The sequence below is a fragment of the Winogradskyella sp. PG-2 genome, from assembly GCF_000828715.1.
Taxonomy (GTDB): Bacteria; Bacteroidota; Bacteroidia; order Flavobacteriales; family Flavobacteriaceae; genus Winogradskyella.
The window spans coordinates 769,465-792,934 of the sequence record NZ_AP014583.1; the positions used below are offsets into that span (position 1 = coordinate 769,465).

Annotated in this window: 23 protein-coding genes, 1 pseudogene and 1 riboswitch; of the genes and pseudogenes, 7 read left to right on the forward strand and 17 right to left on the reverse strand. The window is 31.8% G+C overall.

What is annotated here, in order from left to right; genetic code table 11:
- Nucleotides 1-10 precede the first annotated feature (10 nt).
- Nucleotides 11-670 carry an ion channel gene (locus tag WPG_RS03535; RefSeq protein WP_144374410.1) on the forward strand — a complete coding sequence of 220 codons (660 nt, stop codon included), beginning with the start codon at nt 11-13 and terminating at the stop codon, nt 668-670.
- 24 nt (nt 671-694) lie between these two features.
- Nucleotides 695-1,123: a hypothetical protein gene (locus WPG_RS03540; RefSeq protein ID WP_045469433.1), complete on the forward strand. Its 429-nt coding sequence runs from the start codon at nt 695-697 to the stop codon at nt 1,121-1,123.
- 48 nt (nt 1,124-1,171) lie between these two features.
- On the opposite strand, the gene WPG_RS03545 is transcribed toward WPG_RS03540, so the two are convergent.
- Genes WPG_RS03545 through WPG_RS03560 form a run of 4 tightly spaced genes read right to left on the reverse strand, consistent with a single transcriptional unit; the run spans nt 1,172 to nt 5,104 of the window.
- Complete coding sequence (locus WPG_RS03545) at nt 1,172-2,254, reverse strand: bifunctional 3-deoxy-7-phosphoheptulonate synthase/chorismate mutase type II (RefSeq protein WP_045469434.1); 1,083 nt, start codon at nt 2,252-2,254, stop codon at nt 1,172-1,174.
- Between the two features lie 28 nt (nt 2,255-2,282).
- The gene (locus WPG_RS03550) at nt 2,283-3,134 is read right to left on the reverse strand and encodes a prephenate dehydrogenase (RefSeq protein WP_045469436.1); all 852 of its coding nucleotides are present in this window, start codon (nt 3,132-3,134) and stop codon (nt 2,283-2,285) included.
- 3 nt (nt 3,135-3,137) lie between these two features.
- Nucleotides 3,138-4,280 (reverse strand): pyridoxal phosphate-dependent aminotransferase, encoded by a 1,143-nt coding sequence (locus tag WPG_RS03555; protein WP_045469438.1) that lies wholly within the window; start codon nt 4,278-4,280, stop codon nt 3,138-3,140.
- Entirely contained in the window at nt 4,277-5,104 is an 828-nt protein-coding gene (locus tag WPG_RS03560) for a prephenate dehydratase (RefSeq protein ID WP_045469441.1), read from the reverse strand. Before WPG_RS03560 ends, WPG_RS03555 begins: the two co-directional genes overlap by 4 nt.
- 276 nt (nt 5,105-5,380) lie before the next feature.
- On the opposite strand from WPG_RS03560, the gene gldA reads away from it, so the two are divergent.
- Complete coding sequence (gene gldA / locus WPG_RS03565) at nt 5,381-6,274, forward strand: gliding motility-associated ABC transporter ATP-binding subunit GldA (RefSeq protein WP_045469445.1); 894 nt, start codon at nt 5,381-5,383, stop codon at nt 6,272-6,274.
- Here the strand turns inward: gldA and WPG_RS03570 are convergent.
- The 13 genes and pseudogenes from WPG_RS03570 to WPG_RS03625 all read right to left on the reverse strand — a co-directional run bounded on the left by WPG_RS03570 (nt 6,267) and on the right by WPG_RS03625 (nt 17,180).
- Nucleotides 6,267-7,010 (reverse strand): head GIN domain-containing protein, encoded by a 744-nt coding sequence (locus WPG_RS03570; protein ID WP_045469448.1) that lies wholly within the window; start codon nt 7,008-7,010, stop codon nt 6,267-6,269. The genes gldA and WPG_RS03570 overlap by 8 nt on opposite strands.
- A 41-nt stretch (nt 7,011-7,051) precedes the next feature.
- Nucleotides 7,052-8,146 carry an acyloxyacyl hydrolase gene (locus WPG_RS03575; RefSeq protein WP_045469449.1) on the reverse strand — a complete coding sequence of 365 codons (1,095 nt, stop codon included), beginning with the start codon at nt 8,144-8,146 and terminating at the stop codon, nt 7,052-7,054.
- 255 nt (nt 8,147-8,401) lie between these two features.
- Complete coding sequence (locus WPG_RS03580) at nt 8,402-8,731, reverse strand: 2Fe-2S iron-sulfur cluster-binding protein (protein ID WP_045469451.1); 330 nt, start codon at nt 8,729-8,731, stop codon at nt 8,402-8,404.
- On the reverse strand, nt 8,731-9,780 hold the full coding sequence (locus WPG_RS03585) for an NAD(P)/FAD-dependent oxidoreductase (protein WP_045469452.1): 1,050 nt from the start codon (nt 9,778-9,780) through the stop codon (nt 8,731-8,733). Before WPG_RS03585 ends, WPG_RS03580 begins: the two co-directional genes overlap by 1 nt.
- 4 nt (nt 9,781-9,784) lie before the next feature.
- Nucleotides 9,785-10,363, reverse strand: coding sequence for a bifunctional precorrin-2 dehydrogenase/sirohydrochlorin ferrochelatase (locus WPG_RS03590; protein ID WP_045469454.1), 579 nt, complete (start codon nt 10,361-10,363; stop codon nt 9,785-9,787).
- Between the two features lie 2 nt (nt 10,364-10,365).
- Nucleotides 10,366-11,145 (reverse strand): uroporphyrinogen-III C-methyltransferase, encoded by a 780-nt coding sequence (cobA, locus tag WPG_RS03595; protein ID WP_045469456.1) that lies wholly within the window; start codon nt 11,143-11,145, stop codon nt 10,366-10,368.
- Nucleotides 11,146-11,152: 7 nt separating this feature from the next.
- Complete coding sequence (locus tag WPG_RS03600) at nt 11,153-13,246, reverse strand: HEPN domain-containing protein (protein WP_045469461.1); 2,094 nt, start codon at nt 13,244-13,246, stop codon at nt 11,153-11,155.
- Nucleotides 13,247-13,322: 76 nt separating this feature from the next.
- Nucleotides 13,323-13,937 (reverse strand): phosphoadenosine phosphosulfate reductase family protein, encoded by a 615-nt coding sequence (locus WPG_RS03605; RefSeq protein WP_052471328.1) that lies wholly within the window; start codon nt 13,935-13,937, stop codon nt 13,323-13,325.
- The gene (locus tag WPG_RS03610; RefSeq protein ID WP_045469467.1) at nt 13,934-14,194 is read right to left on the reverse strand and encodes a DUF2061 domain-containing protein; all 261 of its coding nucleotides are present in this window, start codon (nt 14,192-14,194) and stop codon (nt 13,934-13,936) included. The genes WPG_RS03605 and WPG_RS03610 overlap by 4 nt, the downstream gene beginning before the upstream one ends.
- A gap of 125 nt (nt 14,195-14,319) precedes the next feature.
- Entirely contained in the window at nt 14,320-14,730 is a 411-nt protein-coding gene (locus WPG_RS03615) for an RrF2 family transcriptional regulator (RefSeq protein ID WP_045469470.1), read from the reverse strand.
- Between the two features lie 33 nt (nt 14,731-14,763).
- A pseudogene (locus tag WPG_RS18515) lies at nt 14,764-15,435 on the reverse strand (polysaccharide lyase family 7 protein).
- Between the two features lie 14 nt (nt 15,436-15,449).
- Nucleotides 15,450-15,908 carry a BACON domain-containing protein gene (locus WPG_RS18340; RefSeq protein ID WP_052471136.1) on the reverse strand — a complete coding sequence of 153 codons (459 nt, stop codon included), beginning with the start codon at nt 15,906-15,908 and terminating at the stop codon, nt 15,450-15,452.
- 102 nt (nt 15,909-16,010) lie between these two features.
- Nucleotides 16,011-17,180, reverse strand: a complete 1,170-nt coding sequence (locus WPG_RS03625; protein ID WP_045469471.1) for a trans-sulfuration enzyme family protein — start codon at nt 17,178-17,180, stop codon at nt 16,011-16,013.
- A 101-nt stretch (nt 17,181-17,281) separates the two neighbouring features.
- Nucleotides 17,282-17,404, reverse strand: a riboswitch (SAM riboswitch).
- 257 nt (nt 17,405-17,661) lie between these two features.
- Between WPG_RS03625 and metK the strand changes: the two genes are divergently transcribed.
- The 4 genes from metK (at nt 17,662) to WPG_RS03645 (ending at nt 23,431) form a co-directional block, all read left to right on the forward strand.
- Nucleotides 17,662-18,915, forward strand: a complete 1,254-nt coding sequence (gene metK, locus WPG_RS03630; protein ID WP_045469473.1) for a methionine adenosyltransferase — start codon at nt 17,662-17,664, stop codon at nt 18,913-18,915.
- Between the two features lie 160 nt (nt 18,916-19,075).
- Nucleotides 19,076-20,902 (forward strand): hypothetical protein, encoded by a 1,827-nt coding sequence (locus tag WPG_RS03635; protein WP_045469475.1) that lies wholly within the window; start codon nt 19,076-19,078, stop codon nt 20,900-20,902.
- A 142-nt stretch (nt 20,903-21,044) separates the two neighbouring features.
- Nucleotides 21,045-21,491, forward strand: a complete 447-nt coding sequence (locus tag WPG_RS03640; RefSeq protein WP_045469477.1) for a carboxypeptidase-like regulatory domain-containing protein — start codon at nt 21,045-21,047, stop codon at nt 21,489-21,491.
- Nucleotides 21,492-21,961: 470 nt separating this feature from the next.
- The gene (locus WPG_RS03645) at nt 21,962-23,431 is read left to right on the forward strand and encodes a T9SS type A sorting domain-containing protein (protein ID WP_045469478.1); all 1,470 of its coding nucleotides are present in this window, start codon (nt 21,962-21,964) and stop codon (nt 23,429-23,431) included.
- Nucleotides 23,432-23,470 lie beyond the last annotated feature (39 nt).

Genomic DNA, 23,470 nt, shown 5'->3' on the forward strand with positions numbered 1-23,470 from the left:
TATAACTTTAGTGATAGACAGATTATATACATATCGTTTTGAACTGTTTCTAATTACTCAGTTGTTTATACTATTTGGATCTTTATTTATTCCAATTCAGCTATTTGAAAATTGGATAATGCCTATTTTTCTTTTGTTCAATATAGTATCAGGAGTGTTATTAGTATGTAAAAACCGAAAATCATCTTTTTTTATTTTAGTTTTTATAGGGTTATTTATTACTGGGTTAATAGCTAACATTTTGAATTCAGGTGACAACGACAGCTTCAACTATATTAAATTAGCCTCTTACTTTATATTTTATGGATTAGTTACCATTGAAATAATTATACAAGTCTGGAAAGCTAAACTTGTAGGTAAAAATGTCATTTTAGGTTTAATAAGCGGTTACATTTCATTAGGGCTTTTATCTTTTTTTATGTGTCTAAGCATTGAAATTATTTATCCTAATTCATTTTCTGGATTGATGCTTGATAATGGAGAAATGACAGAATCACTAATGTATTATAGCTATATTACTTTAATGACAATCGGATATGGTGACATTTTACCAATAACACCGATAGCTCAAAAAGCATCAGTATTTATTGGATTAATAGGTCAATTCTATTTGGTTATTTTAACTGCTATAGTTGTTGGAAAGTATATAAATCAAAAAAATAGAACTTAGATAATAAATTTATAAAACAAAACTATGATGAAAACAATTAAACTAATTTTTATATTAATTTTTGTACTAACATTTTCTTTTGCGATTGGTCAATCCCAAAAGGAATTGGATAGAGAAAAAAATAAAGTTGAAATATTGACCGTTGAAGAAAGAGCAAATCTGCAAATGCTTTTTTATAACAAAATGAAAAAAATGAAGCTCACAGACGAGGTTGAAGAAGAGTATTATAGATATTTATTACATTATGTCTATGACATGCAACGTCTTAATGATAAAGATAAAGATTACACAGATGAGGAAATGAAAGAAGAGCTTGGGAAGCTAGTTACCAAAATGGATACCCGAATAGAACCTATCTTAACAGAAGAGCAATTTAAAATGCACAAAAAGAATTGGAATGATATTATGAAAGTTGTCTATTTTAAAAATGGTTGGAAATGGAATGAAGAATAACATAAAAGGCTCACAAATTGTGAGCCTTTTTTTATTTATATATGAATCTTAATGGTTAATGACCTTCTCTTGATGGTTAATCGATTCTTGATGAATCGCCTTAAACATTCGTAAAATAAACTCTTCACTCAGTCCTCTTTCCTCACCTTCTAAGACCATTTTGCCTAAAATTTCGTTCCAACGTTTAGATTGTAAAACAGCAACATTCTTTTGTTTTTTAAGTTTCCCAATACCGTCAGCAACTTTCATTCGCTTCCCTAAAAGGTCTATGATTTGATTATCTACAACATCAATCTGAGCCCTTAAGTTATTAAGTTCTGAGTTGTACTCAGCTTCAGGATCTGACTCTTTTCTAATCTTTAAATCTTTCATCATTTGAACCAAGGTATTTGGTGTAACTTGCTGTGCAGCATCACTCCAAGCATTATCAGGATCTGTATGCGTTTCGATCATTAAGCCATCAAAATTAAGATCTAAGGCAGTTTGAGACACATCAAAAACCATATCTCTCTTACCTGTAATATGTGATGGGTCGTTAATTAGTGGTAAATCTGGAAACTTATTCTGAAACTCAATTGCCAATTGCCACTCTGGTATATTTCTATATTTAGACTTTTCATAAGTTGAAAATCCTCTATGAATTGCACCTAAATTTTTAATACCTGCAGTATATAATCTTTCAATACCTCCTAACCATAGAGCTAAATCTGGGTTTACTGGATTCTTAACTAATACTATCTTATCAGTACCAGCTAAAGCATCTGCTAATTCTTGCATTATAAAAGGACTCACTGTAGAACGTGCACCAATCCATAACAAATCTACATCGTGTTCTAATGCTAATTCTACATGATTTCTATTAGCAACTTCAGTACAAGTTTTCATTCCTGTTTCTGATTTTACTTTTTGCAACCATTTTAAACCTAATGCTCCAACCCCTTCAAAATTTCCTGGACGCGTTCTTGGTTTCCAAATACCAGCTCTATAGTAGTTAACATCAGTATCTTTTAGCTCGTGAGCTATTTTTAACACTTGTTCTTCAGTCTCTGCGCTACATGGTCCTGCTATAACTAGTGGATGATTTAATTTCATATCATCCAACCATGTTCTCATTTCTTTTTTATTTTCCATTTTGCTTATTAATCTTCTTTTATAAGTTTTATTTAATTCCGTTTAATATGTCTGTTATATGATTCGTTGTTTCCATTTCTTTATAAACTGCTTCAAAATCCCCATCTTCCATCAGTTTTTTAAAATGCTTAAGGTTATTTATATATTCATCTAAAGTTTCGATAACGTTAGTCTTATTTTGCTCAAAAATTGGTGTCCACATTGCTGGCGAACTTTTGGCTAAACGCACAGTACTTTCAAATCCACTACCCGCCATATCAAAAATATCGCGCTCATTTTTCTCTTTATCAATTACTGTTTTACCTAGCATAAATGAACTAATATGAGATAAATGAGATACATAGGCAATATGTTTGTCATGCGCTTTAGGATTCATATAACGAATTCGCATTCCTAATTCTGAAAATAACTTTAATGCTTTTTCTTGAAGCTTAAAAGCAGTTTCTTCTACCTCACAAATAATATTAGTTTTATTCTTATATAGGCCATAAATCGCTGCACTTGGGCCCGAATATTCTGTACCTGCTATTGGATGTGCTGCTAAATAATTTCTGCGTTTTGGATGGTCTTTAACCTTAGTACAAATATCTTCCTTAGTCGATCCAGCATCAAAAACAATTGCATGGTCTGAAACATTATCTAAAACTTTTGGCAATACTTTTAAAGTCGCATCAACCGGAATCGCAACGACAACTAAATCTGCTTTATCTAAATCTTCGAGTTTTGATTTTTTATCAATAACACCTAATTCAATGGCTTCATTTAAATGTGCATCATCCTTATCAATTCCATAGATTGTACATTCTGAATTTTGCTTTTTTATATCCAAAGCAAAACTGCCTCCAATTAAACCAACTCCTATGATAAAAATATGTTTCATTTCTTATACCCTTGCTATTGCTTCTTTAATTACTTCTTCTGATGCACATAATGAAAAACGCACATATCCTTCTCCATTAGTCCCAAAAACTGTTCCTGGCGTTATAAATATGGAATGCTCTTTTAAAACTATATCTGTAAACGCTTCAGATTTTAAATTTGACGGCAATTTTGCCCAAACAAATAAACCTGTTGCATCTTTATCGTAAGTACAATTGAGACTTTCTGCGAGTTTCCAAATCAATTCTCTCCTTAGTTGATAAACACTATTTAAACTTGCAAACCACATGTCAGAACATTTCAAAGCTTCAATAGATCCTTTTTGAATGCCATAAAACATACCCGAATCCATATTACTCTTAACTCTTAAAACAGCATTAATATGGTCGTAACTTCCAACCAACATGCCTACTCTCCAACCAGCCATATTAAAGGTTTTGCTTAGAGAATTTAACTCTAAACAAACATCTTTTGCATTATTGTAACGCATAATGCTTATTGGCCTTTCATTCAACACAAAACTGTATGGATTATCGTTTACAATAAGAATATTATGGCGTTTAGCGAAAGCAATAACCTCATCATAAAACTTATTTGTGGCATTTGCACCTGTTGGCATATGCGGATAATTTATCCACATAATTTTCACTTTGCTAAGGTCTAAACGTTCTAAAGCGATAAAATCTGGCAGCCAATTATTATCTTCATTTAAATCGTAATAGATAGGATTTGCTTCTAATAATTTTGTAACCGCACCATAAGTTGGATAACCTGGATTTGGTACTAAGGCTTCATCTCCAGGGTTTAAAAAAGCCATAGAAATGTGCATTATACCTTCCTTACTACCTAATAATGGTAATACTTCAGTCTTAGCGCTTAAGTTAACTCTATAACGCTTATTATAAAAATTTGCAATTTCTTCTCGCAGTTCTGGTAATCCTTGATAACCCTGATATTTGTTTGCACCTTCATCATCTAAACTATCTCTTAACAACATCGTTGCCTTAAAAGGTGGTTCTAAGTCAGGACTTCCTATTCCTAAGTTTATAATTGGTTTTCCTTGCGATTTTAAAAACGCAACTTCTCTCAACTTTTTAGAAAAGTAGTATTCTTCTACATGCTTTAAACGGTTAGCAACTTCAATCATAATCTCGCATTTTTATATTCTCCCAACACTTTAAAATTCTCTGCCATTAATTGCATAATTGAACTGGCTTTTTCGTAGTCTTTATAATCTTCAAAAGTAACATCTACAAAAAAAGCATACTTCCATGGAGTCTCAATTTTTGGCAATGATTGAATTTTAGTTAGGTTTAGTTTACAATCACTCATTACATTGAGTATTGTAGCTAAACTACCACGTTTATGATCTAATTCAAATTTTAGAGAGGCCTTATTAAGTTCTTTTCGTTCAGTTATTTGAATTTCACGTTTAACAATAACAAATCGTGTTTCATTATGTTTAATCGTCTGAATACTTTCTTCCAGCACATCAAGTTCATATATTTTAGCTGCATTTTTACTTGCTATGGCTGCAATACCTTTTAGGTTTTGGTCAGAAATTTGCTTTGCTACATCTGCAGTATCCTGTGCTTCAACCAATTTTATATGTGAATATTTCTTAAAAAACACTTTACATTGTAATAAAGCCATTGGGTGTGAATGCACCTCCTTAATTTCAGTTATCGACTGCCCATTTAAGGCTAGCAAATTATGCTGAATATCTAAGTAATGCTCTCCTACAATACTTAAGTTATGTGTATCAATAAGCGCATAGTTAGGAATAATAGAACCCGCTATTGAATTCTCAAGTGCCATTACGATATGGTCTGTATCTCCATTTAGTAAATGATTTACAGTACCATCAAAAGACATACACTCAACTATTTCTGCTTTATCGCTAAAGTACACCTGTGCAACTTCGTGATGAAACGACCCTTTAATTCCTTGTATTGCTATTGGTTTTGTCATAATAAAAAAGTCCCGATTTAAAATCGAGACTTAATAATTTATATTTTAATTAAAACATACTCGGTCTCGTTCTTTTAGCTAAAAAAGAAATAAAACCAGTTATAATATGTTTTAGATATATTCATTGTTGTATATAAGTGGCTAATGTAACTAATATTTTTATAAATCAGAATGTGAGGATTGCTTTTTTAAACTTATTATAAAAGTTTTAAAGAATTAGCAATAAACCTTATACAATATTATATAATACTTATTTTTGAATAAACTTTTTCTAACATGTCGATTGAAGTTCAAAACATAACAAAACTATACAAAGAGCAAAAGGCACTAAATAATGTTTCTTTTAAAGTGAATAATGCTGAAATTGTTGGTTTTCTTGGTCCTAATGGTGCAGGAAAATCTACAATGATGAAAATTTTGACCACATACATTGAAGCTTCTGAAGGTTCTGCTAATGTCAATGGGTTTGATGTTAATACGGATAAGAAAAGTGTACAAAGTTCTGTTGGCTATTTGCCAGAGCATAACCCACTTTATACAGACTTATATGTTAAAGAGTATCTAAATTTTAATGCCAATGTTTACGGTACTTCTAAATCTAGAATTGAAGAGGTCATTGAATTAACTGGTTTGTCACCCGAAGCTCATAAGAAAATTGGTCAGCTTTCTAAAGGTTATAGGCAGCGTGTTGGCCTGGCAAATGCCTTATTACATAATCCTGATGTTTTAATTTTAGACGAACCCACTACAGGATTAGACCCTAACCAATTGGTAGATATTAGAAACCTAATTAAAACTATAGGTAAAGAAAAAACAGTTTTCCTCTCCACACATATAATGCAAGAAGTTGAAGCCATGTGTGACCGCGTAATTATTATCAATAGAGGAGAAGTTGTAGCTGATAAGTATTTAAAAGATTTACGTGAAGGACAAGAGCAAATTGTTATTGTTGAGTTTGATTACAGAGTCGAGGATGCTTTTTTATTAAAATTACCTAAAGTATCTTCTGTAAAAAACACCCATGGTTTTATTTACGAAATTACATTTTCAACCAAAGAAGATATGCGATCTCATGTTTTTGATTTTGCACACGATAAGGACTTAAAAATTCTTCAACTCAATCAGAAAAATGCAAGTTTAGAGAGCCTATTTAGGGAAATGACTAGTTAAAAAATAATTGCCCAGTATAATATCTTTCTATATCTACAAGAATAGGCTCATTTACAGAAATTAGGTTCCCTGTACCTTTAAGTTCACCTGTGAGTGATTGAATAGGGTTTACGACCATATCATTACTGCTTCTATGAAATACATTTATATTTTGAGCTACTAAATTACTACCTTCAAATCTACTCGAACCAGCAAAAAAGCCAACTACTAGATTTTCAACGTTACCATCAATATAAAAGAATGACAGATTATTAGATGCAATATTTAAACTTAGAGAGTTCACAGATAAACGAAAATCCCCAACAGTAAACTCACTTTCATCTATTACATCCTCTGAAAAAAGACTCAGTGCTTCATAATCTAAAATACCATCTGAAGAAATATCGTATTGTGTCGATGTTCTTATTTCTGTAAGATTTGGAGCTTCAACATAAATCTTTGTGATGCCAAATTCTCTAACATAGTTGCAGCTATTATTATCATTTAATACTAATTGATTACCAATGATCTCAACCTTGACATCATTAATTAAATTTTCTCCTGTCTCTACAGTTACCTTATATTCTGAAGCGTCTTTTATAATAAGTTCAATATCTCTATTAACCAATATGCTTTCAAAATTTGATACAGTAATCTCTTTTTGAATTACACTGCCTGAAGTTTGAAAACAATCATTAGCATCTTTACTGTTACAAGTAAAGAGAAGTAAAACCAATATATAAAATACCTTTTTCATGTAATCATTTTATTATGCCAGTATATTTTCGTTGAAATATTTCATAATCTCACACCAATTCCAAATTCAACAGCTTCTGCTTTTGCACCATGTGATTTTAAGGTTATAGCACCAAAAAACTTGTTTCCAAAATACCGTTTTAGGCCTATTCTTATATAAGTTTGTCCTTCAAAATCAAAAGGATAATAGACATAATAACCCAATTGAGTTTCAATAGACGTTTTATGAATAAACAATTCATGGCCTAGAAAAAGTCCAACGCGCTTATAATCTTCATCACCACTTACATTTTCTTCCGGAAATGAAACCGATCGATAGTAAATTAATTCTTTTAAAAAGTTTGAAAAAAACACATCTGCACCAAACTGAATTGCACTAGTATGACTCAGTCGTTTATCGGCATATGCCGATAAAATGTAAAATGGAAATTGTCCACTTCCAATTATATCACTTTGGTTTAAACCCGATCTAAATGCTATATTATACTTTATAGGTTCAGTATATTTCTCATCACTTGGTTTATCAATATATTCAAGGTTTTCATCTCCAAGATTATAAGTTAACCCTACATTTAAAGCCATTGTATTAATGCTTGTATTTGGCGCTTTTACATTCGCATTAGAATAATGAATAAAAGACAAGCCTGCTTGTAATCCTAAATAATCAAAAATACGCTCCTTTTTGTAATTCAACATTAGATATGTAGAACTTAAAAGATGTGTTCCAAAAGCTATATTTTTTGGATTTTTAATCTTGTCATATGGATTTGTGGTGTAAGCTAATCCTTGGGCAATTCTAAGCATCACATTTCGTTTAAAAAAATAAAGATTGTAATGTGCGTAGAGGCCAAAATTATGTCCTAGTTTCTCATTTTTAAAATCTTGATAAATAAAGGATGCCCCATAATCTGGGTAATTAAAACGTTGTTCCCAAGCTTCATTACCAAATGTTTTCTTATTCCAACTAAAAATAAAACCTTCAGGATGACCTGTTATCAAATGCAGAATATCATTGTTATGAAGTGCTATATTACCTGAGAAATAATTCAGGTCAAAATAAGAATTAGATGATTCTTCTTCTTGACAAAAAGACAATAATCCAATTAAGGTAATTAAACTCGTAAGCCAGTATTTCATTTACAAATGGTTACTGACAAATGTAAAACAATAAACGTAAAATTAAACTTCTAGTGCCGATTCTATTTCACAAAAAAAGTAGCGATCAAGGAAATAGCTGTTAACACTAATATTTGTATTATAAATCTAAATACTGATTGATTCTTTTTTATTCGTTTCATTTTTTGGAGCTTAAATTTCAATACAAATATCTTACTTAAAAAAAACTCTATTGTTAATTAAAATCGAATAAATAGTTATCCTTTTGTTTGAAAATTAAACCTCTGGAGCTAGTTCTATTTCTAACTCATTTAAAGTGTCTGAAATAGGAATTTGACAACTTAATCTACTATTATTTTTCACATTAAAAGCTTCGGCTAAAATAGCATCTTCTTCATCTTCCATACTACTCAATTGATGCTTAGAGTTGATATAACATTGACAAGATGCGCACATCGCCATACCTCCACAGATTCCAATTGTACCCTCTGGTGCTAACTCATAAGAACGTGCAACTTCCATTAAATTCATTGCCATATCGGTTGGTGCCGAAACGCTGTGTTTTTTTCCTTCTCTATCTGTGATATGTATGGTGACATCTTGCATTATACTATAGCTTTTACAACGGCTTTTGGTGATTCTTTTCTTGTACCATCAAACCCATTAATTCCACTTACTGTGGTATATTTTAGAACAAATTTCTTACCCGGATTTAATCGTTTGTATGCTGATTGACACATTAAAGTTGCTTCATGAAAACCACAAAGAATCAGTTTCAGTTTGCCTTCGTAGGTATTCACATCACCAATGGCATAAATACCTAGAATATTAGTCTGGTAATCTATAGTATCAACTTTTATAGCGTTCTTTTCAATCTCAAGTCCCCAATCACCAATTGGGCCTAATTTTGGTGATAAGCCAAAAAGTGGAATAAAAGCATCTGCATCTAAAACTTGTGTTGCACCATTTTTAGTAACCGAAACTCCTTCAATTTGAGTTTCGCCATGCAAAGCTGTAATCTCTGCTTGAGTAATTAGATTTATTTTGTTGAGCAATTTTAATTCTTGAACCTGCTCAACAGAATCTAAAGCGCCTCTAAATTCGTTTCGTCTATGCACCAAAGTGACTTCTGAAGCAACATCGGCAAGAAAAATACTCCAATCTAATGCTGAATCTCCACCACCAGCAATCACTACTTTCTTATTGCGATATACTTCTGGATCCTTAATAAAATAAGCGACACCTTTGTCTTCGTAGTTTTCAATGCCTTGTAATTTAGGTTTTCTAGGTTCAAAACTTCCTAAACCACCAGCAATAGCGATAATTGGTGCATGGTGCTGAGTCCCTTTATTGGTCGTAACAATAAAGCTTCCATCTTCTTGCTTTTCTATAGTCTCAGCACGTTCTCCTAAGGTAAAACCTGGTTGAAATTGTTTCCCTTGCTCTAATAAATTAGACGTTAAATCACCAGCCAATATTTCTGGAAAACCTGGAATATCATAAATCGGTTTTTTAGGATATAATTCGGAACATTGACCACCAGGTTGAGGCAGTGCATCTATTAAATGGCACTTTAATTTCAGTAATCCTGCCTCAAACACGGTAAATAATCCTGTTGGTCCTGCTCCTATAATGAGTATATCTGTTTTAATCATTTTTCTATATTTTTTCCACTAATCCTTTAGTGAATTCGTTTAATTTTTCGACTTTCTGTTCAAAGTCTCCTTTAATTGTTTTTCTATATATATTGAGATTCTTTACCAAATCATCTATGTTTTCTGGTATTACATCTTCAAAAAATTGCCGTAATCGCTTTGCTGTTGTAGGTGATTTGCCGTTAGTAGAAATAGCCACCTTAACGTTACCTTTAGTTACGATTCCTCCCATGTAAAAGTCACAATATGGTGGGTTATCCGCTACATTTGCTAACTTATTTTGTGCTCTACAATCCTCATATATTTTGATATTCACTTCTGGTAAATCAGTTGTTGCAATAACAATATGATGCCCTTTTAAATAACCATTCTTGTAGGTATCTTCGATACGTTTTACGTTTCCTGAATTGGCAATTTTAATAGTTCCATCTCTATACATAGGTGACACCATAGTCACATTAGCATCTGGACTAGACTTTAATAAAAATGTCAATTTTTCCTCTGCAACATAACCCCCACCAACAATTAAAACATTTAGATTTTTTACTTTTAGGAAGATTGGATATAGATTATTTCTTTCCATTATTAAGCAATGTATTTTCTTGAATTCTTCATTGCCAAATCCGCTTTAGCATAAATATCTGTGAGGTCTACACGTTGATTTACAACCTCTCCAATAATGATAATTGCTGGATTAGATAATTGTTTTTCTTCTACAATAGATTCGATATTCGAAATTATTCCGATTCCAACATTATGATCTATTCTTGTACCATTTTGAATAATGGCCACAGCAGTTTTAGACTTTCCTTCTTTAGAAAAAATTTGAACAATTTCTGATAGCTTACTCATTCCCATTAAAATCACAACAGTTGCAGTTGATTTCACTGCTAATGCAACATCACTAGAGATTTTATGAGATTTGGTTGTACCTGTAATAACCCAAAAGCTTTCTGAAGCATTACGTTTAGTTAAAGGAATACCTTGATAAGCTGGCACAGCAGCACATGACGAAATCCCTGGTACTACAGCTACTTCAATAGCATAGTCTTTAGCATATTCCAACTCCTCGGCTCCACGCCCAAATATAAATGGATCTCCCCCTTTAAGTCGTACTACATGTCCGCATCTTAATGCACGTTCTACAATTAAATCATTGATTTGACTTTGCTGATACGCATAGCAACCTTTACGTTTACCAACAAATATTTTTTCTGCTTTTGGTGATGCATACTGCAATAATTCTTCGTTTGTTAGCGCATCAAATAAAATAACATCTGCAGATGCTATAGCCTTGATTGCCTTTAAGGTGATTAAATCTGCATCACCTGGACCTGCTCCTACTACTGTTAATCTTGGTGTCATATTTTTTTTAGCTTTTTATAGCAACTTGTAATTCTCTATATGCCCTTAAGTGCTTTAAAAATTGCATTGCTACATTTATATAATTATTGGCAAAATCTTTTGAAGGTGGATATACTTTAATTTGATAGATAACATCAGAAAATGACGTTCCTAAATCAATTTTTTTGTTCTCCACAAAAAGTTCATCGAATTGTTTAATGATACTAGCCTGAGTGTTGGTCTTTATATTTTCTGAAAGTAAAATAGCTTTAGCTGAATTTACCATTGAGCGATACGCTTCATAAATGGCACCTGAATAGACTTTATTATTAAAAGCTTCTTTTGCTTCAGCAATTTTCTCATCACTTTCTAAAAAAAGTGTTGCTATTAAATCGATAACAACTCCTGCACACTCACCTATTCCTATAGCTTTTACATATTGCTCTTCTGTTCCCCAATCAATAAAATCTTCTTGAGTAAGATTGTCAATACTAGATAGATCTGTGAGTAACTGATAGAAATACTTTTCACCTTTTTCCTTATAGTAATCGACAAATAATTTTCCTTTTGAATTGGATTCAAAATCATTTAAAATTCTACGTAAAGCTTCTGGTCCTCTTCGACTCGGAATTTTAACCACTTTATCAGCGAAATAAGCACTTCCATTTCCTAAGTTACCTCCACCTAAAAGCACTTGTAATGCTGGCAAAACTAATTTATCTTTAGTACGAATAGACATCCCTTGAAAACCAATATTTGCCATATTGTGTTGTCCACAAGCATTCATACATCCACTAATTTTAATTACTAGATCTTGATTGCTTAAATATTGAGGATACTCCGCCTTAATCACGCGTTCTAGTTCTTCAGCGATCCCAGTACTGCTCGCTATCCCCAAATTACAAGTATCAGTACCAGGACATGCTGTGATATCTACGGCTTTGTTATAGCCTGCTTCTACAAAACCTAACTTTTCTAATTCTGTATAGAAAAAGGGAAGTAAATCTTCCTTAACAAAAGGGATTAAAATATTTTGACGCAAACTCAGTCTAATTTCACCTGCTGCGTAATTCTCTACTAAATCTGCCAATAAACGTGCTTTATCCGTATAGAAATCGCCTAATAGAACTTTGATTCCGATAGCGAAGTAACCTTTTTGTTTTTGGGCAATAAGGTTTGTAGACTTCCACAAATGGTAAGCTTCTTTATTCTGAATTTCTACTTTTGGATTTTCTACTAAAACTGGTGTTGAAGCTGTATAATTTGCTTCATCTATGGTTACAGTTTTGTATTCAATTGCATTTTGCTCTTCTTCTACTAAAACTTTAAAAGCGTCTAATCCAATATCTTTTAATAAGAATTTAAGTCGGGCTTTAGCTCTACTTTTTCTTTCGCCATAGCGATCAAAAACTCTTAATACACCTTCCATCAATGGAATTATTTTATCAGATGGTAAAAACTCGTAAAACAAATCTGCATGTCTTGGCTGAGAACCTAAGCCACCACCTAACATTACTTTAAAACCTTTTACTCCATTTTTAATTTTAGCAATAAAACCTAAATCGTGCATATACGACAAACCGGTGTCTTCGTCTGTTCCTGAAAAGGATACTTTAAATTTTCTACCCATTTCTTGACAGATAGGGTTTCTTAAAAAGAATTTAAATAATGCATCTGCGTAAGAAGAAACATCAAATGGCTCATTGACATCAATACCTGCAGTTTCACTTGCAGTAACATTTCTTACTGTATTTCCACAAGCCTCTCTTAGCGTGACATTATCGCGTTCTAACTCAGCCCACAATTCTGGAGTTCTATTTAAATCCACATAATGAATTTGAATATCTTGACGCGTTGTAATATGCAAACGGCTTCTTGAATATTCATCTGAAACCTCAGAAATACGGTGCAATTGATGACTCAATACTTTACCATAAGGCAATTTAATTCTGATCATCTGTACTCCTTCTTGGCGTTGACCATAAACTCCTCTTGCTAAACGAAGACTTCTAAATTTTTCTTCATCTATTTTTCCATTACGAAAAAGCTCAATTTTATTAGCTAATTCAAGGATATCCTTTTCTACTATTGGACTTTCTAATTCTGTTCTAAAACTTTGCATTATATTATATTATTCCTATAGATTTAATAGATTTTATAAAAAAACAATTTATTTACTAATGATTATTATTTAAGTATTACTGAAGATGGATACCACACTCTCTATTAAGTAAGGCTTTTATAGAATCGAAATAATAGCTATTTTTCTCCAATTGATTTTCCTCTATATACCTGTCTAATTCAGCATCACTCCAATAGTAAAATGGACTCACTTTAAGAATACCATCTTTACTATAACTTAAAATATCTTTCTTGTCTCTATATTCTGTCTGCCTCACCCTAATATTTGTAAACCATATATCTGGATCCTGTTCTTTTAATGCTCGTCTAAAAGGTTCTAATTTTACGGCCTCTGAAAAAATGGCATGATTATCATCTTCTAAACTTGGTAATCCAATTGAAGCGTCAATTTCTTCTTTACTATATAAAGATTGGTATTTAAGAATATTGAGATTGTATTTCTTTATTAATTTTGAAGCATGCTCATATGTGCTTGGTTGATTATATAAAGTATCACACCAAACGACTCTTATTCCCTTGTCTATCTTAGACATTGTACTCAATAATACTGAAGAGTAAATACCAAAACTTGTTGTTACAATTCTATTATCAGATAAACTTAATGCCCACTCAGCAATTTCATTAGGTTTTTTATCTCTAAGCTTTTTGTTCCAAAAATCTATATCTATCATTTTCCCCATTTAATATTATTCCACGCGCGTTCGTGAAAGAAATAAAGCGCCATTTTAGAAACTAATTCTATGCCTCCTATAGAGAAAGCCAAAGCCATTGTACCTGTAATGATATACGAAATAGTCACTGTAGCCAAGGTACCGACAACACGCCAACTAATTGTTTTCACTATACTCCTCTTAATATTCTCTTGAGTTGCTAAAGAATCCTTTTCTTCTTTTTCAACACTTAAATCTGACTGAATTACACTATCCATAATTATGTTGTCATTTTTTAATCTTTTATTCCTATCGACTTAGTAGGAATATGCAAACATAAATATTATTTTAGAATAAGAAAGTATTTATTTCGAAAAAATTAACATAAGAAATTGAGAATATGCTAATTAGATAAATCAGCCAAAGTAGTATTGCGAAATATATCTAATGTATTATCACGTACTTGAAGCATTAAATTATGCACTGCGCAAACATTTTCATCAGGACAGTCGTCACACTTTTCATAGAAATTCAAGCTCACACAAGGTACCATAGCTATTGGTCCTTCTAAAAGTCGCATTACAGTTGTCATAGGAATATCTTTTGGTTCTTTCAATAAATAATAACCGCCTCCTTTACCTTTTTTTGATCCTAAAACACCATTTTTTCTTAAAGTTAATAAGATACTTTCTAAAAACTTACGTGAAATATTTTCAGACTTGGATATTGAAGAAATCTGTATAGGGTTTCTATCTTTCTGTTTTGCTAAATAGACTAAAGCCTTTATACCGTATTTTGTTTTTTTTGATAGCATTACTCTATTATTAAATGTTTCAAATATTATATATTAATTTGTATGTGTTTTATCTAAAGCGTAAAACGTCACTTGAGCATAATCATCTCCTGTGTTATTTAAGTGATATAATCCAGCTTTAAAATACATATACTGACCACCAACATTGAAACCACTATTAAACATGTTAACCGTTTGAACAACATCATCTTTTCCTTCTCTTAGTATTGTACAAGTTAAAATATCACCAATAACTTTAATCGTATAGCTAAATTTTTCATTGAGCGCTCTTCCATCTGAAGGATTATCAGCACTATTACTCCTAGAGCCTATCATTTCGCACCATTGTTCATCACCATTTCCATCTGTTGGTTCGTGAGCAAAATATATAGAACCTAATGAATTATTAGGTAATTTTCTGTAATATATACGAATTGGCTCGTCGCTATTAGCATGTATTTGTCAAATTACTAAACGTCCAACATGACTATTACTTCCTGTTGTTGTTACATGATTAACTACAAGAGTAGCATTCATTTCACCGTCATAACCAGCAGCAGCATTTATATCTGAGGCTGGAGCCGAACCAAAAACCCCATTATTTCCATTAACCCCTTGTGTACTAATACTCGTATTTGTTCCTCTAAACATTTCACGTAACTCTACTCTAGTATATACTGTATTTGCAGACGTTGTAAAGCCATCTATAGGACATTTAAAAACCATTCCTCCATCATCCCCTAAAAAAAATAATTGCTATTTTCATAACCAGCATTGATTTCAGAAACAGATATAGTTTTAGAAAAACCACTTCCATTATTCTCTGGTGTTTTTAATTTCCATGTAGATAAATCAAAATTTTGTGATGGTGTTTTATTTGGGTCTAACTCACCTGAATTTTCTTCGCCTGCTGCTTGTGTAATTGTTAAGGTTTTTGAAATACTACAACCTGTAACAGTTATTGTTCCATCATTTGTTCCATAAGTTGGTGAAAGCGTAATCCAAGTATTAGTATTACTGACATACCAATATAAATTCGCAGTTACTGAAACTGTTTGTGATTCTTGGTTTGCAGAAAATTCTGTAATTGAAGATAGACTTAAGCTATCTTGTTGCCCTCCTTCATTGGAATCGTCAGAACTACAACTAAATAGAACTATAAAAACTAAAAACGTAAAAACAATGTTTAATAATTTCATATGTCTATAAATTCTTTTTTTACAAAAATAACAAAAATCGAGTATGAAAATATAAGTAGAAATCAAAAGCCAGAAACTGTTGTTTTATAGTATATAAATATATTAATTTTCTAATGCTTGTTTTAAATCCCCAATAATATCATCTATATGTTCTAAACCAACCGAAACTCTAATAAGTCCACTAGTAATTCCTGTAATTAAACGATCTTCTTCAGATAATTTTGCATGTGTCGTAGATGCTGGATGTGTTACGATACTTCTTGTATCACCTAAATTAGCAGATAAAGACAATAGTTTAATTGTATTTAAAAAATTTCTTCCGGCATCAATACCACCTTTAATTTCAAAAGCCACAATATTACCGCCTAATTTCATTTGCTTTTTAGCCAGTTTATATTGAGGGTGAGATTTTAAAAATGGGTATTTCACAAAATTCACATGATCATTTGATTCTAAAAATTCCGCCACATTTAATGCATTATCACAATGCATATTTATTCTAGCTGGCAAAGTTTCTAAACTCTTAGACAAGACCCAAGCATTAAAGGGTGACAAAGCCGGACCTGTATTTCTAGAAAATAAATAAATCTTTTGAATTAAATCTGAATTTCCAACGGTTACACCTCCAAGAACTCTACCTTGTCCATCTATTAATTTTGTAGCTGAATGAATAACTAGATCAGCACCAAACTTTATAGGTTGTTGGAGATAAGGTGTCGCGAAACAATTATCAACTAGGAAAATAAGGTTATGCTTCTTAGCAATACTACCCAGTAGCTCTAAATCTAAAATATCTACAGCCGGATTTGTTGGGCTTTCCGTATACAATATTTTCGTATTGGGCTGTATTAAACTTTCAATTTTGTCTATTTCATCTATCTTAAAAGAGCTTGTTGAAATATTCCATTTTGGTAAAATGTTATTAAACATAGTCTGGGTAGAACCAAAAATACTCCGCGAAAACACAATATGATCTCCTGAGTTGAGTAAAGCTGCAAAAGTTGAAAACACAGCAGACATACCAGATGCAAAGGCATAACCTTGTTCGGCACCTTCCATCTTACAGATCTTATCTATAAACTCTGATGTATTGGGATTAGAATAGCGACTATAAATGTTACGCACTTTCTCATCGGCAAACGATGCTCTCATATCTTCAGCATCTTCAAATACATAACTTGATGTAAGATATAAGGGGTTAGAATGTTCTAAAAATTGAGAACGTTCAATTTGTGTTCGGATGGCTTGTGTTTCTATGTGTTTAGAACTCATTTTTCTTGTATTTATTATAAAGTCAATTCAACCTCAATTATAGGTTTATTCATTAGAAAAATGTCATTGCAAAAACGTAATCAGAGTGATTTTGATTCGTTTAGTTATCTATCTAGTTTTAAATAAATGAATAAAAAACTATGTAGAATTTAGCACCTTCTCAGTAAATCTAAGGGTTGCTAAGGTTTCAAAGGGTCTAATCCCTCCACCTTTCTTGATAACATTTTAGTAAGTGTTTGAACTTTGTGGTTACAAATATTGTATCAGAATATTTTAAAAACAAATTAAATCATAAAAAAAGTAAAATAAATTTACGTTCCATTTAATTTATCTACTTTTGTACAATCAATATTTAGAGGAAGAATTTGATCTGATTGCAACCTCTTAAAAAAATGCTAAAGCAATAAGTTATATACTTCTCTAGCGACTAGGCAATCAATTAAATTTTAGTAAAACAATTATAACCTAAAAAATAGGATTTATGCCATATTTATTTACTTCAGAAAGTGTTTCTGAAGGCCATCCAGATAAAGTAGCTGATCAAATTAGTGACGCTTTAATTGACAATTTTTTAGCTTTTGACCCAGAATCTAAAGTAGCTTGTGAGACATTAGTTACCACTGGTCAAGTTATTCTTGCTGGTGAAGTTAAATCTAACACTTATTTAGATGTTCAGAAAATAGCAAGAGACACTATAAATAAAATAGGATATACAAAAAGCGAATATATGTTCGATGGAAATTCCTGTGGTGTTTTATCTGCCATACATGAACAATCTGAAGATATTAATCGTGGTGTAGATCGTGCTTCTAAAGAAGAACAAGGAGCAGGTGACCAAGGAATGATGTTTGGTTATGCCACAAACGAAACTGATAACTATATGCCATTGGCTTTAGATTTATCGCACAGAATTTTAAAGGAATTAGCTGAATTACGTCGCGAGAATAAATATATTACCTATTTACGACCAGATTCTAAAAGCCAAGTTACTATAGAATATAGCGATGATAATACACCTCAACGTATTGATGCTATTGTTGTTTCTACTCAACACGATGATTTTGGTACTGATGATGTAATGTTAACAAAAATCAGAAAAGATATTGTTGACATCTTAATTCCAAGAGTTGTTGCTAAAGTTCCAGACCATATTAAACCTTTATTTAATAGTGATATTAAATATCATATTAACCCAACAGGGAAATTCGTAATCGGAGGACCTCATGGTGATACAGGTTTAACAGGTCGTAAAATTATTGTAGATACTTATGGCGGAAAAGGAGCACATGGTGGTGGAGCATTTTCTGGTAAAGATCCGAGTAAAGTGGACCGAAGTGCAGCTTACGCAACAAGACATATTGCTAAAAACCTAGTTGCTGCTGGTTTATGTGATGAAGTTTTGGTACAGGTATCTTATGCTATTGGAGTTGTAGAACCTATGGGTATTTTTATAGATACTTATGGTACTTGTGATTTTAATTTAACAGATGGTGAAATCGCTAAAAAAGTAGAAGCCATTTTTGATATGAGACCTTCTGCAATTGAAAGTCGTTTAAAACTACGCCAACCAATTTATAGTGAAACCGCAGCATATGGACATATGGGAAGAAACAATGAAGTAGTTTCTAAAACTTTTGTCCAACCACTTGGTGAATCAATTTCTATGGATGTTGAATTATTTACATGGGAAAAATTAGATTACGTAGACAAAGTTAAAGCAGCATTTGACCTTTAAGAAACCAAATATTGAATACTTAAAAACCTCGTAATTAAGTTTATGAGGTTTTTTTATTTTTTAAATTTCCTAAGGCTATTAGGTAGGATATTAAGCATTTAAACTGTTTAATCATTGAGTAACAACTCTAACAAATAAAATCTCAATTAAATCAACACTTATGAAAAACATTAAAAAATTCCCCAATCTTATTTTAGTGCTTTTATTTTCTACGCTTATAGTTACATCTTGTCAACAAGACGATGTCAATTCCAGTGGAGGTGAGCAACAAAACAGTATCCCAGATACATTCTCTGAATATTTTGGAAATACGGTTTCTAGAAATTTTCTTGGTAATGTTATAGACATAAATAAAAATCCTATTGAAGGAGTTACAATTACTGTTGGAAACGAAACTGCGACAACGGATAGTAACGGTATTTTTGTTATTAATAATGCCAATGTGAAAGAACGTTTTGGTTTTGTAAAAGCGCAAAAGGCTGGTTATATCCATGGATCTCGATCTGTTGTACCTTCAAACGGAACAAATAAGGTTACAATTATGCTACTCGAAGCTACAGTTGTGAGTACAATAGCTAGTGATTCTCCTGAAACAGTTACAATAGGTAATGGAAGTTCTGTGAGTTTTGATGGTAACTTTATTAAAGAAGATGGCTCAGAATATTCTGGCTCTATCGATGTAATAATGCATCATTTAGATCCTGCTGATGAAGATATGTCAATGCAAATGCCAGGTATGTTGTACGCAGAAAATGAAGCAGGTGCAGAACGTATGCTACAAACCCTAGGCATGTTGGCTGTTGAATTAAGAGGAACAAATGGTGAAGACTTAAATTTACCTGAAGGTTCAACTTCTGAAATTAAAATTCCTCTAGATCCAAGTTTAATGGGAATAGCACCTGCAAGTATTCCACTTTGGTATTTTGATGAAGCCAATGGCTACTGGAAAGAAGAAGGGCAAGCTATTTTGCAAGGAAACATGTATGTAGGTACGGTAACTCATTTCTCATTTTGGAATTGCGATATACCAGCTGAAGCTATTACACTTTGTATTACTGCAGCGGATGATGAGACTAATTCTCTTGGGAATTTATGGGTGAGTATTACTAGTGGAACCTTCGGAACTACATATGGATATACAAATGAAAATGGGGAAGTTTGTGGTTTTGTACCAAGTAATGAAACCTTAGAACTTAATGTTTACAGCTATGATTTTTGTGGTGAAACTCCCTTACTTACTGAGTCTATTGGACCTTTTACAATGGATTCAAATATTTCTATAATTGTTCATGATAATACAGATGTAATTGCAGAAACTATAATTGGTAATTTAAATACTTGTGCTGGTGACGCGGTTACGGATGGCTATGTACAATTAGCTTACGAAAATCAGACCTTTACTAATATGGTAAGTGATGGTACATTCGAAATTAATATGCTACGTTGTGAAGGAGATAATACCTTTCAGATTAAAGGTAGTGATTATGTCAACTTACAAACTACGGATAGTATAAGCTACACATTTACAACTCCGCTAACTGATATAGGAACTATTAGTGCTTGTAATACAGTAACCGAATTTATTCAATACACCATTGATGATGATGAATCCGTACTTATTTTCGAAAATATTAATGCGAATTTTTATTTAAGCGGTGATGCAACAGGAAACTTCAATGGGCCTACTATAGATATTTTCGCAGGTAATAATAGCCAAGACACTTGTTTTTATATGTATGGTGTTTTAAATGAAACTGTTTATGAAGGTACTTATGATAATTACGATTGGAATAGTGCTGACGACATAGGTTTCTTTATAGGTGAATGTTTAAGTGTATCTAACGAGAACAATGAAATTACATATAACTTAACTTCTATAGGAGAAGTTAGTGATTATATTGATATTAACTTTACTGGTGCTTATGAAGATTATAATGGAGATCCTCATACTATAACGGGAGTAGTTCATGTATATAGAGACAATTAAAACCTAATAAAATTCATAAAAAAGCCTTAGATTCTTAGTGTAAAAAATCGAAGGCTTTTTTTATTTACCAGAATTTTAATGCAACCCTTTTACAGTTGCTGTATCTTGTAAATAGAAACTATCATCAATCATCAATCAAAAAATGAAGTCAGTTATTCCTATATGGAAGCTCTTAGCTATCTGTATTATTTTCACAATTGCATGTGAAAATAAAAGTGAGCCTACTAATAACAACAAACCTATAGTTAAGCCTAAATTCTTTACAGATTACTTAGGAGATAAAGTCACTGGAGATTTTAAAGGTATTGTTATCGATGAGAATAAAATTCCTATTAAAGACGTCATCATTACTATTGGTAACAAAACGACAACAACTGATTCTAACGGAAATTTTAAAATCAAGAAGGCTAATGTAAATGTTCTTTTTACATATGTAAAGTTTAAAAAAAATGGTTATATAAACACCTCCAAAAGTATGATTCCAAAAGATTCAATTAATGAAATTATAAAGATTTTACGCAAAGAAATCGAACCTAGTTTATTTAGGTTTTCCAAAAATAATTATAACCTACCCTTATCCGATAATTAAGTAATTCACAGTTATTTAACGCAACCTTTTTACACTTTCTGTATCTTACTAATAGAAATCAATCCATTATGAAAAAAACTACCCTCTCATTCGTTTTATTATTTTTTGTTTTATCATTCACTTACGCTCAGAATACCTGTGCTGATGCTACATAATTATGTGGGTCTTTTGGTTCTGAATTCTCTAGTACTTCAGGAACAAGTTCTGCGGAACTAGGACCTGACTACGGCTGTCTAGGAAGTCAACCAAGACCAACTTGATTTTATATTCCTATTATAACAACCGGAAATATTAGTTTTCAGATTTCTCAATTTTCAGGACCGAATGGAACTGGTAATGGTAATGATGTAGATTATATAGTTTGGGGACCATTTGATGACGTTGCATGTAGCCCTGAAGAATTATCTAGCGAAAACGAAGTTGATTGTAGTTTTAGTGCCTCTAATATTGAACAAGTTTTTATCCCTAACGTGCAACCTGGTGAAGTCTATATGTTGTTAGTTACAAATTACAGTACATCAGAAGGCTTTATACAAATGACAGAAGTTGATGGAGGTAATTTCTTCGATACTGTAGATTGTACAGGTTTTACATTAAATACATTTGTTGACACCAATGGTAATGATATTAGGGATGAAGACGAAGCTCTTTTTCCTTATGGAGATTTAAATTATTCTGTTAATAGTGGTAATGAAGTTGCATTAAATAATGATTCTGGTAGCTATTATATCTTCGATGAAAATGAAAATAATAGCTATGATTTTGAATATATTCTAGATGATACATTTATAGATTACTTTTCGCTTGAAACTCCTAGTATTCAGAATCAATTTATAACTCAAGGAGAGATTACTAATTTTGATATCCCTATTGATATTATTACTCCACTTACCAATGTTTCAATACATATTACACCTGTTAACTCACCTAATCCAGGATTTGATACTGAGCAACTCATTACATTAAAAAACTTAGGAACATCTCAAATAGATAATGGAACAATCACTTATACTTTTGATCCTTTAACAACATTTGTAAGTTCTACAGACCCAAGTACAACACAATTAGATAATACATTAACTATACCTTTTACAGACTTAGCTCCTTTTGAAACTAGATATATAAACATTGTGTTAAATACCAATGCACCACCAGAGGTAAATATTGATAATGTTTTAACGTTTTCGGCTTCTATTAGCGCAGGAGATATAAATGATATTTATTTAGATGATAATACTTCTGAAATAGATGTTGTTGTCATTGGTTCTTTTGATCCTAATGATAAATTAGAAAGTCATGGCGGAACAATTGCTTATGAAAGCTTTACAACGGACGATTTTCTTTTTTATACCATAAGGTTTCAGAATACAGGAACAGCAAGTGCACAGAATGTGGAGATTAAAGATTTTTTAACTGACGAACACGATGCTAGCTCTATTGTTATGATAAGTGCTAGTCATAACTACCAACTAAAAATAGATGACCAAGATTTAGAATGGGATTTTAGAAATATTAATTTACCAGATAGTACTAATGACGAGCCAAATAGCCATGGCTTTGTTTCGTTTAAAATAAAATCTACTGCTGGTTATAACATTAATACTGTGTTTGAAAATACTGCCGAAATTTATTTCGATTTCAACCTACCTATTATAACTAATACGGTTGTGACATCATTAGCTAGTGGACTAAGTATTGAAGAATTAGAAAACGCAATAGTAAGATTTCATCCTAATCCTACAAATGGCATTGTTAATATAACATCTAAGTCTGTATTAAAACATATAGAAGTTACAAATATATTAGGACAAATACTTTTATCACAATCCTTAAATACATTAGAAACAAAAATAGATTTACAATCTTTTGTCGCTGGTAATTATTTTATTTCTCTTCAAACGGATAATGGAAGTATTATAAAACGGGTTATTAAAAATTAAAAATATAAAGCCTTCTCAATTGAGAAGGCTTTTTTTATT

Bases quoted from the DNA above. Each gene is read 5' to 3' on its own strand.
- WPG_RS03540 (WP_045469433.1), top strand. From the start codon at position 695: ATGATGAAAACAATTAAACTAATTTTTATATTAATTTTTGTACTAACA.
- WPG_RS03545 (WP_045469434.1), bottom strand. From the start codon at position 2,254: ATGGAAAATAAAAAAGAAATGAGAACATGGTTGGATGATATGAAATTA.
- WPG_RS03550 (WP_045469436.1), bottom strand. From the start codon at position 3,134: ATGAAACATATTTTTATCATAGGAGTTGGTTTAATTGGAGGCAGTTTT.
- WPG_RS03555 (WP_045469438.1), bottom strand. From the start codon at position 4,280: ATGATTGAAGTTGCTAACCGTTTAAAGCATGTAGAAGAATACTACTTT.
- WPG_RS03560 (WP_045469441.1), bottom strand. From the start codon at position 5,104: ATGACAAAACCAATAGCAATACAAGGAATTAAAGGGTCGTTTCATCAC.
- gldA (WP_045469445.1), top strand. From the start codon at position 5,381: ATGTCGATTGAAGTTCAAAACATAACAAAACTATACAAAGAGCAAAAG.
- WPG_RS03570 (WP_045469448.1), bottom strand. From the start codon at position 7,010: ATGAAAAAGGTATTTTATATATTGGTTTTACTTCTCTTTACTTGTAAC.
- WPG_RS03575 (WP_045469449.1), bottom strand. From the start codon at position 8,146: ATGAAATACTGGCTTACGAGTTTAATTACCTTAATTGGATTATTGTCT.
- WPG_RS03580 (WP_045469451.1), bottom strand. From the start codon at position 8,731: ATGCAAGATGTCACCATACATATCACAGATAGAGAAGGAAAAAAACAC.
- WPG_RS03585 (WP_045469452.1), bottom strand. From the start codon at position 9,780: ATGATTAAAACAGATATACTCATTATAGGAGCAGGACCAACAGGATTA.
- WPG_RS03590 (WP_045469454.1), bottom strand. From the start codon at position 10,363: ATGGAAAGAAATAATCTATATCCAATCTTCCTAAAAGTAAAAAATCTA.
- cobA (WP_045469456.1), bottom strand. From the start codon at position 11,145: ATGACACCAAGATTAACAGTAGTAGGAGCAGGTCCAGGTGATGCAGAT.
- WPG_RS03600 (WP_045469461.1), bottom strand. From the start codon at position 13,246: ATGCAAAGTTTTAGAACAGAATTAGAAAGTCCAATAGTAGAAAAGGAT.
- WPG_RS03605 (WP_052471328.1), bottom strand. From the start codon at position 13,937: ATGATAGATATAGATTTTTGGAACAAAAAGCTTAGAGATAAAAAACCT.
- WPG_RS03610 (WP_045469467.1), bottom strand. From the start codon at position 14,194: ATGGATAGTGTAATTCAGTCAGATTTAAGTGTTGAAAAAGAAGAAAAG.
- WPG_RS03615 (WP_045469470.1), bottom strand. From the start codon at position 14,730: ATGCTATCAAAAAAAACAAAATACGGTATAAAGGCTTTAGTCTATTTA.
- WPG_RS18340 (WP_052471136.1), bottom strand. From the start codon at position 15,908: ATGAAATTATTAAACATTGTTTTTACGTTTTTAGTTTTTATAGTTCTA.
- WPG_RS03625 (WP_045469471.1), bottom strand. From the start codon at position 17,180: ATGAGTTCTAAACACATAGAAACACAAGCCATCCGAACACAAATTGAA.
- metK (WP_045469473.1), top strand. From the start codon at position 17,662: ATGCCATATTTATTTACTTCAGAAAGTGTTTCTGAAGGCCATCCAGAT.
- WPG_RS03635 (WP_045469475.1), top strand. From the start codon at position 19,076: ATGAAAAACATTAAAAAATTCCCCAATCTTATTTTAGTGCTTTTATTT.
- WPG_RS03640 (WP_045469477.1), top strand. From the start codon at position 21,045: ATGAAGTCAGTTATTCCTATATGGAAGCTCTTAGCTATCTGTATTATT.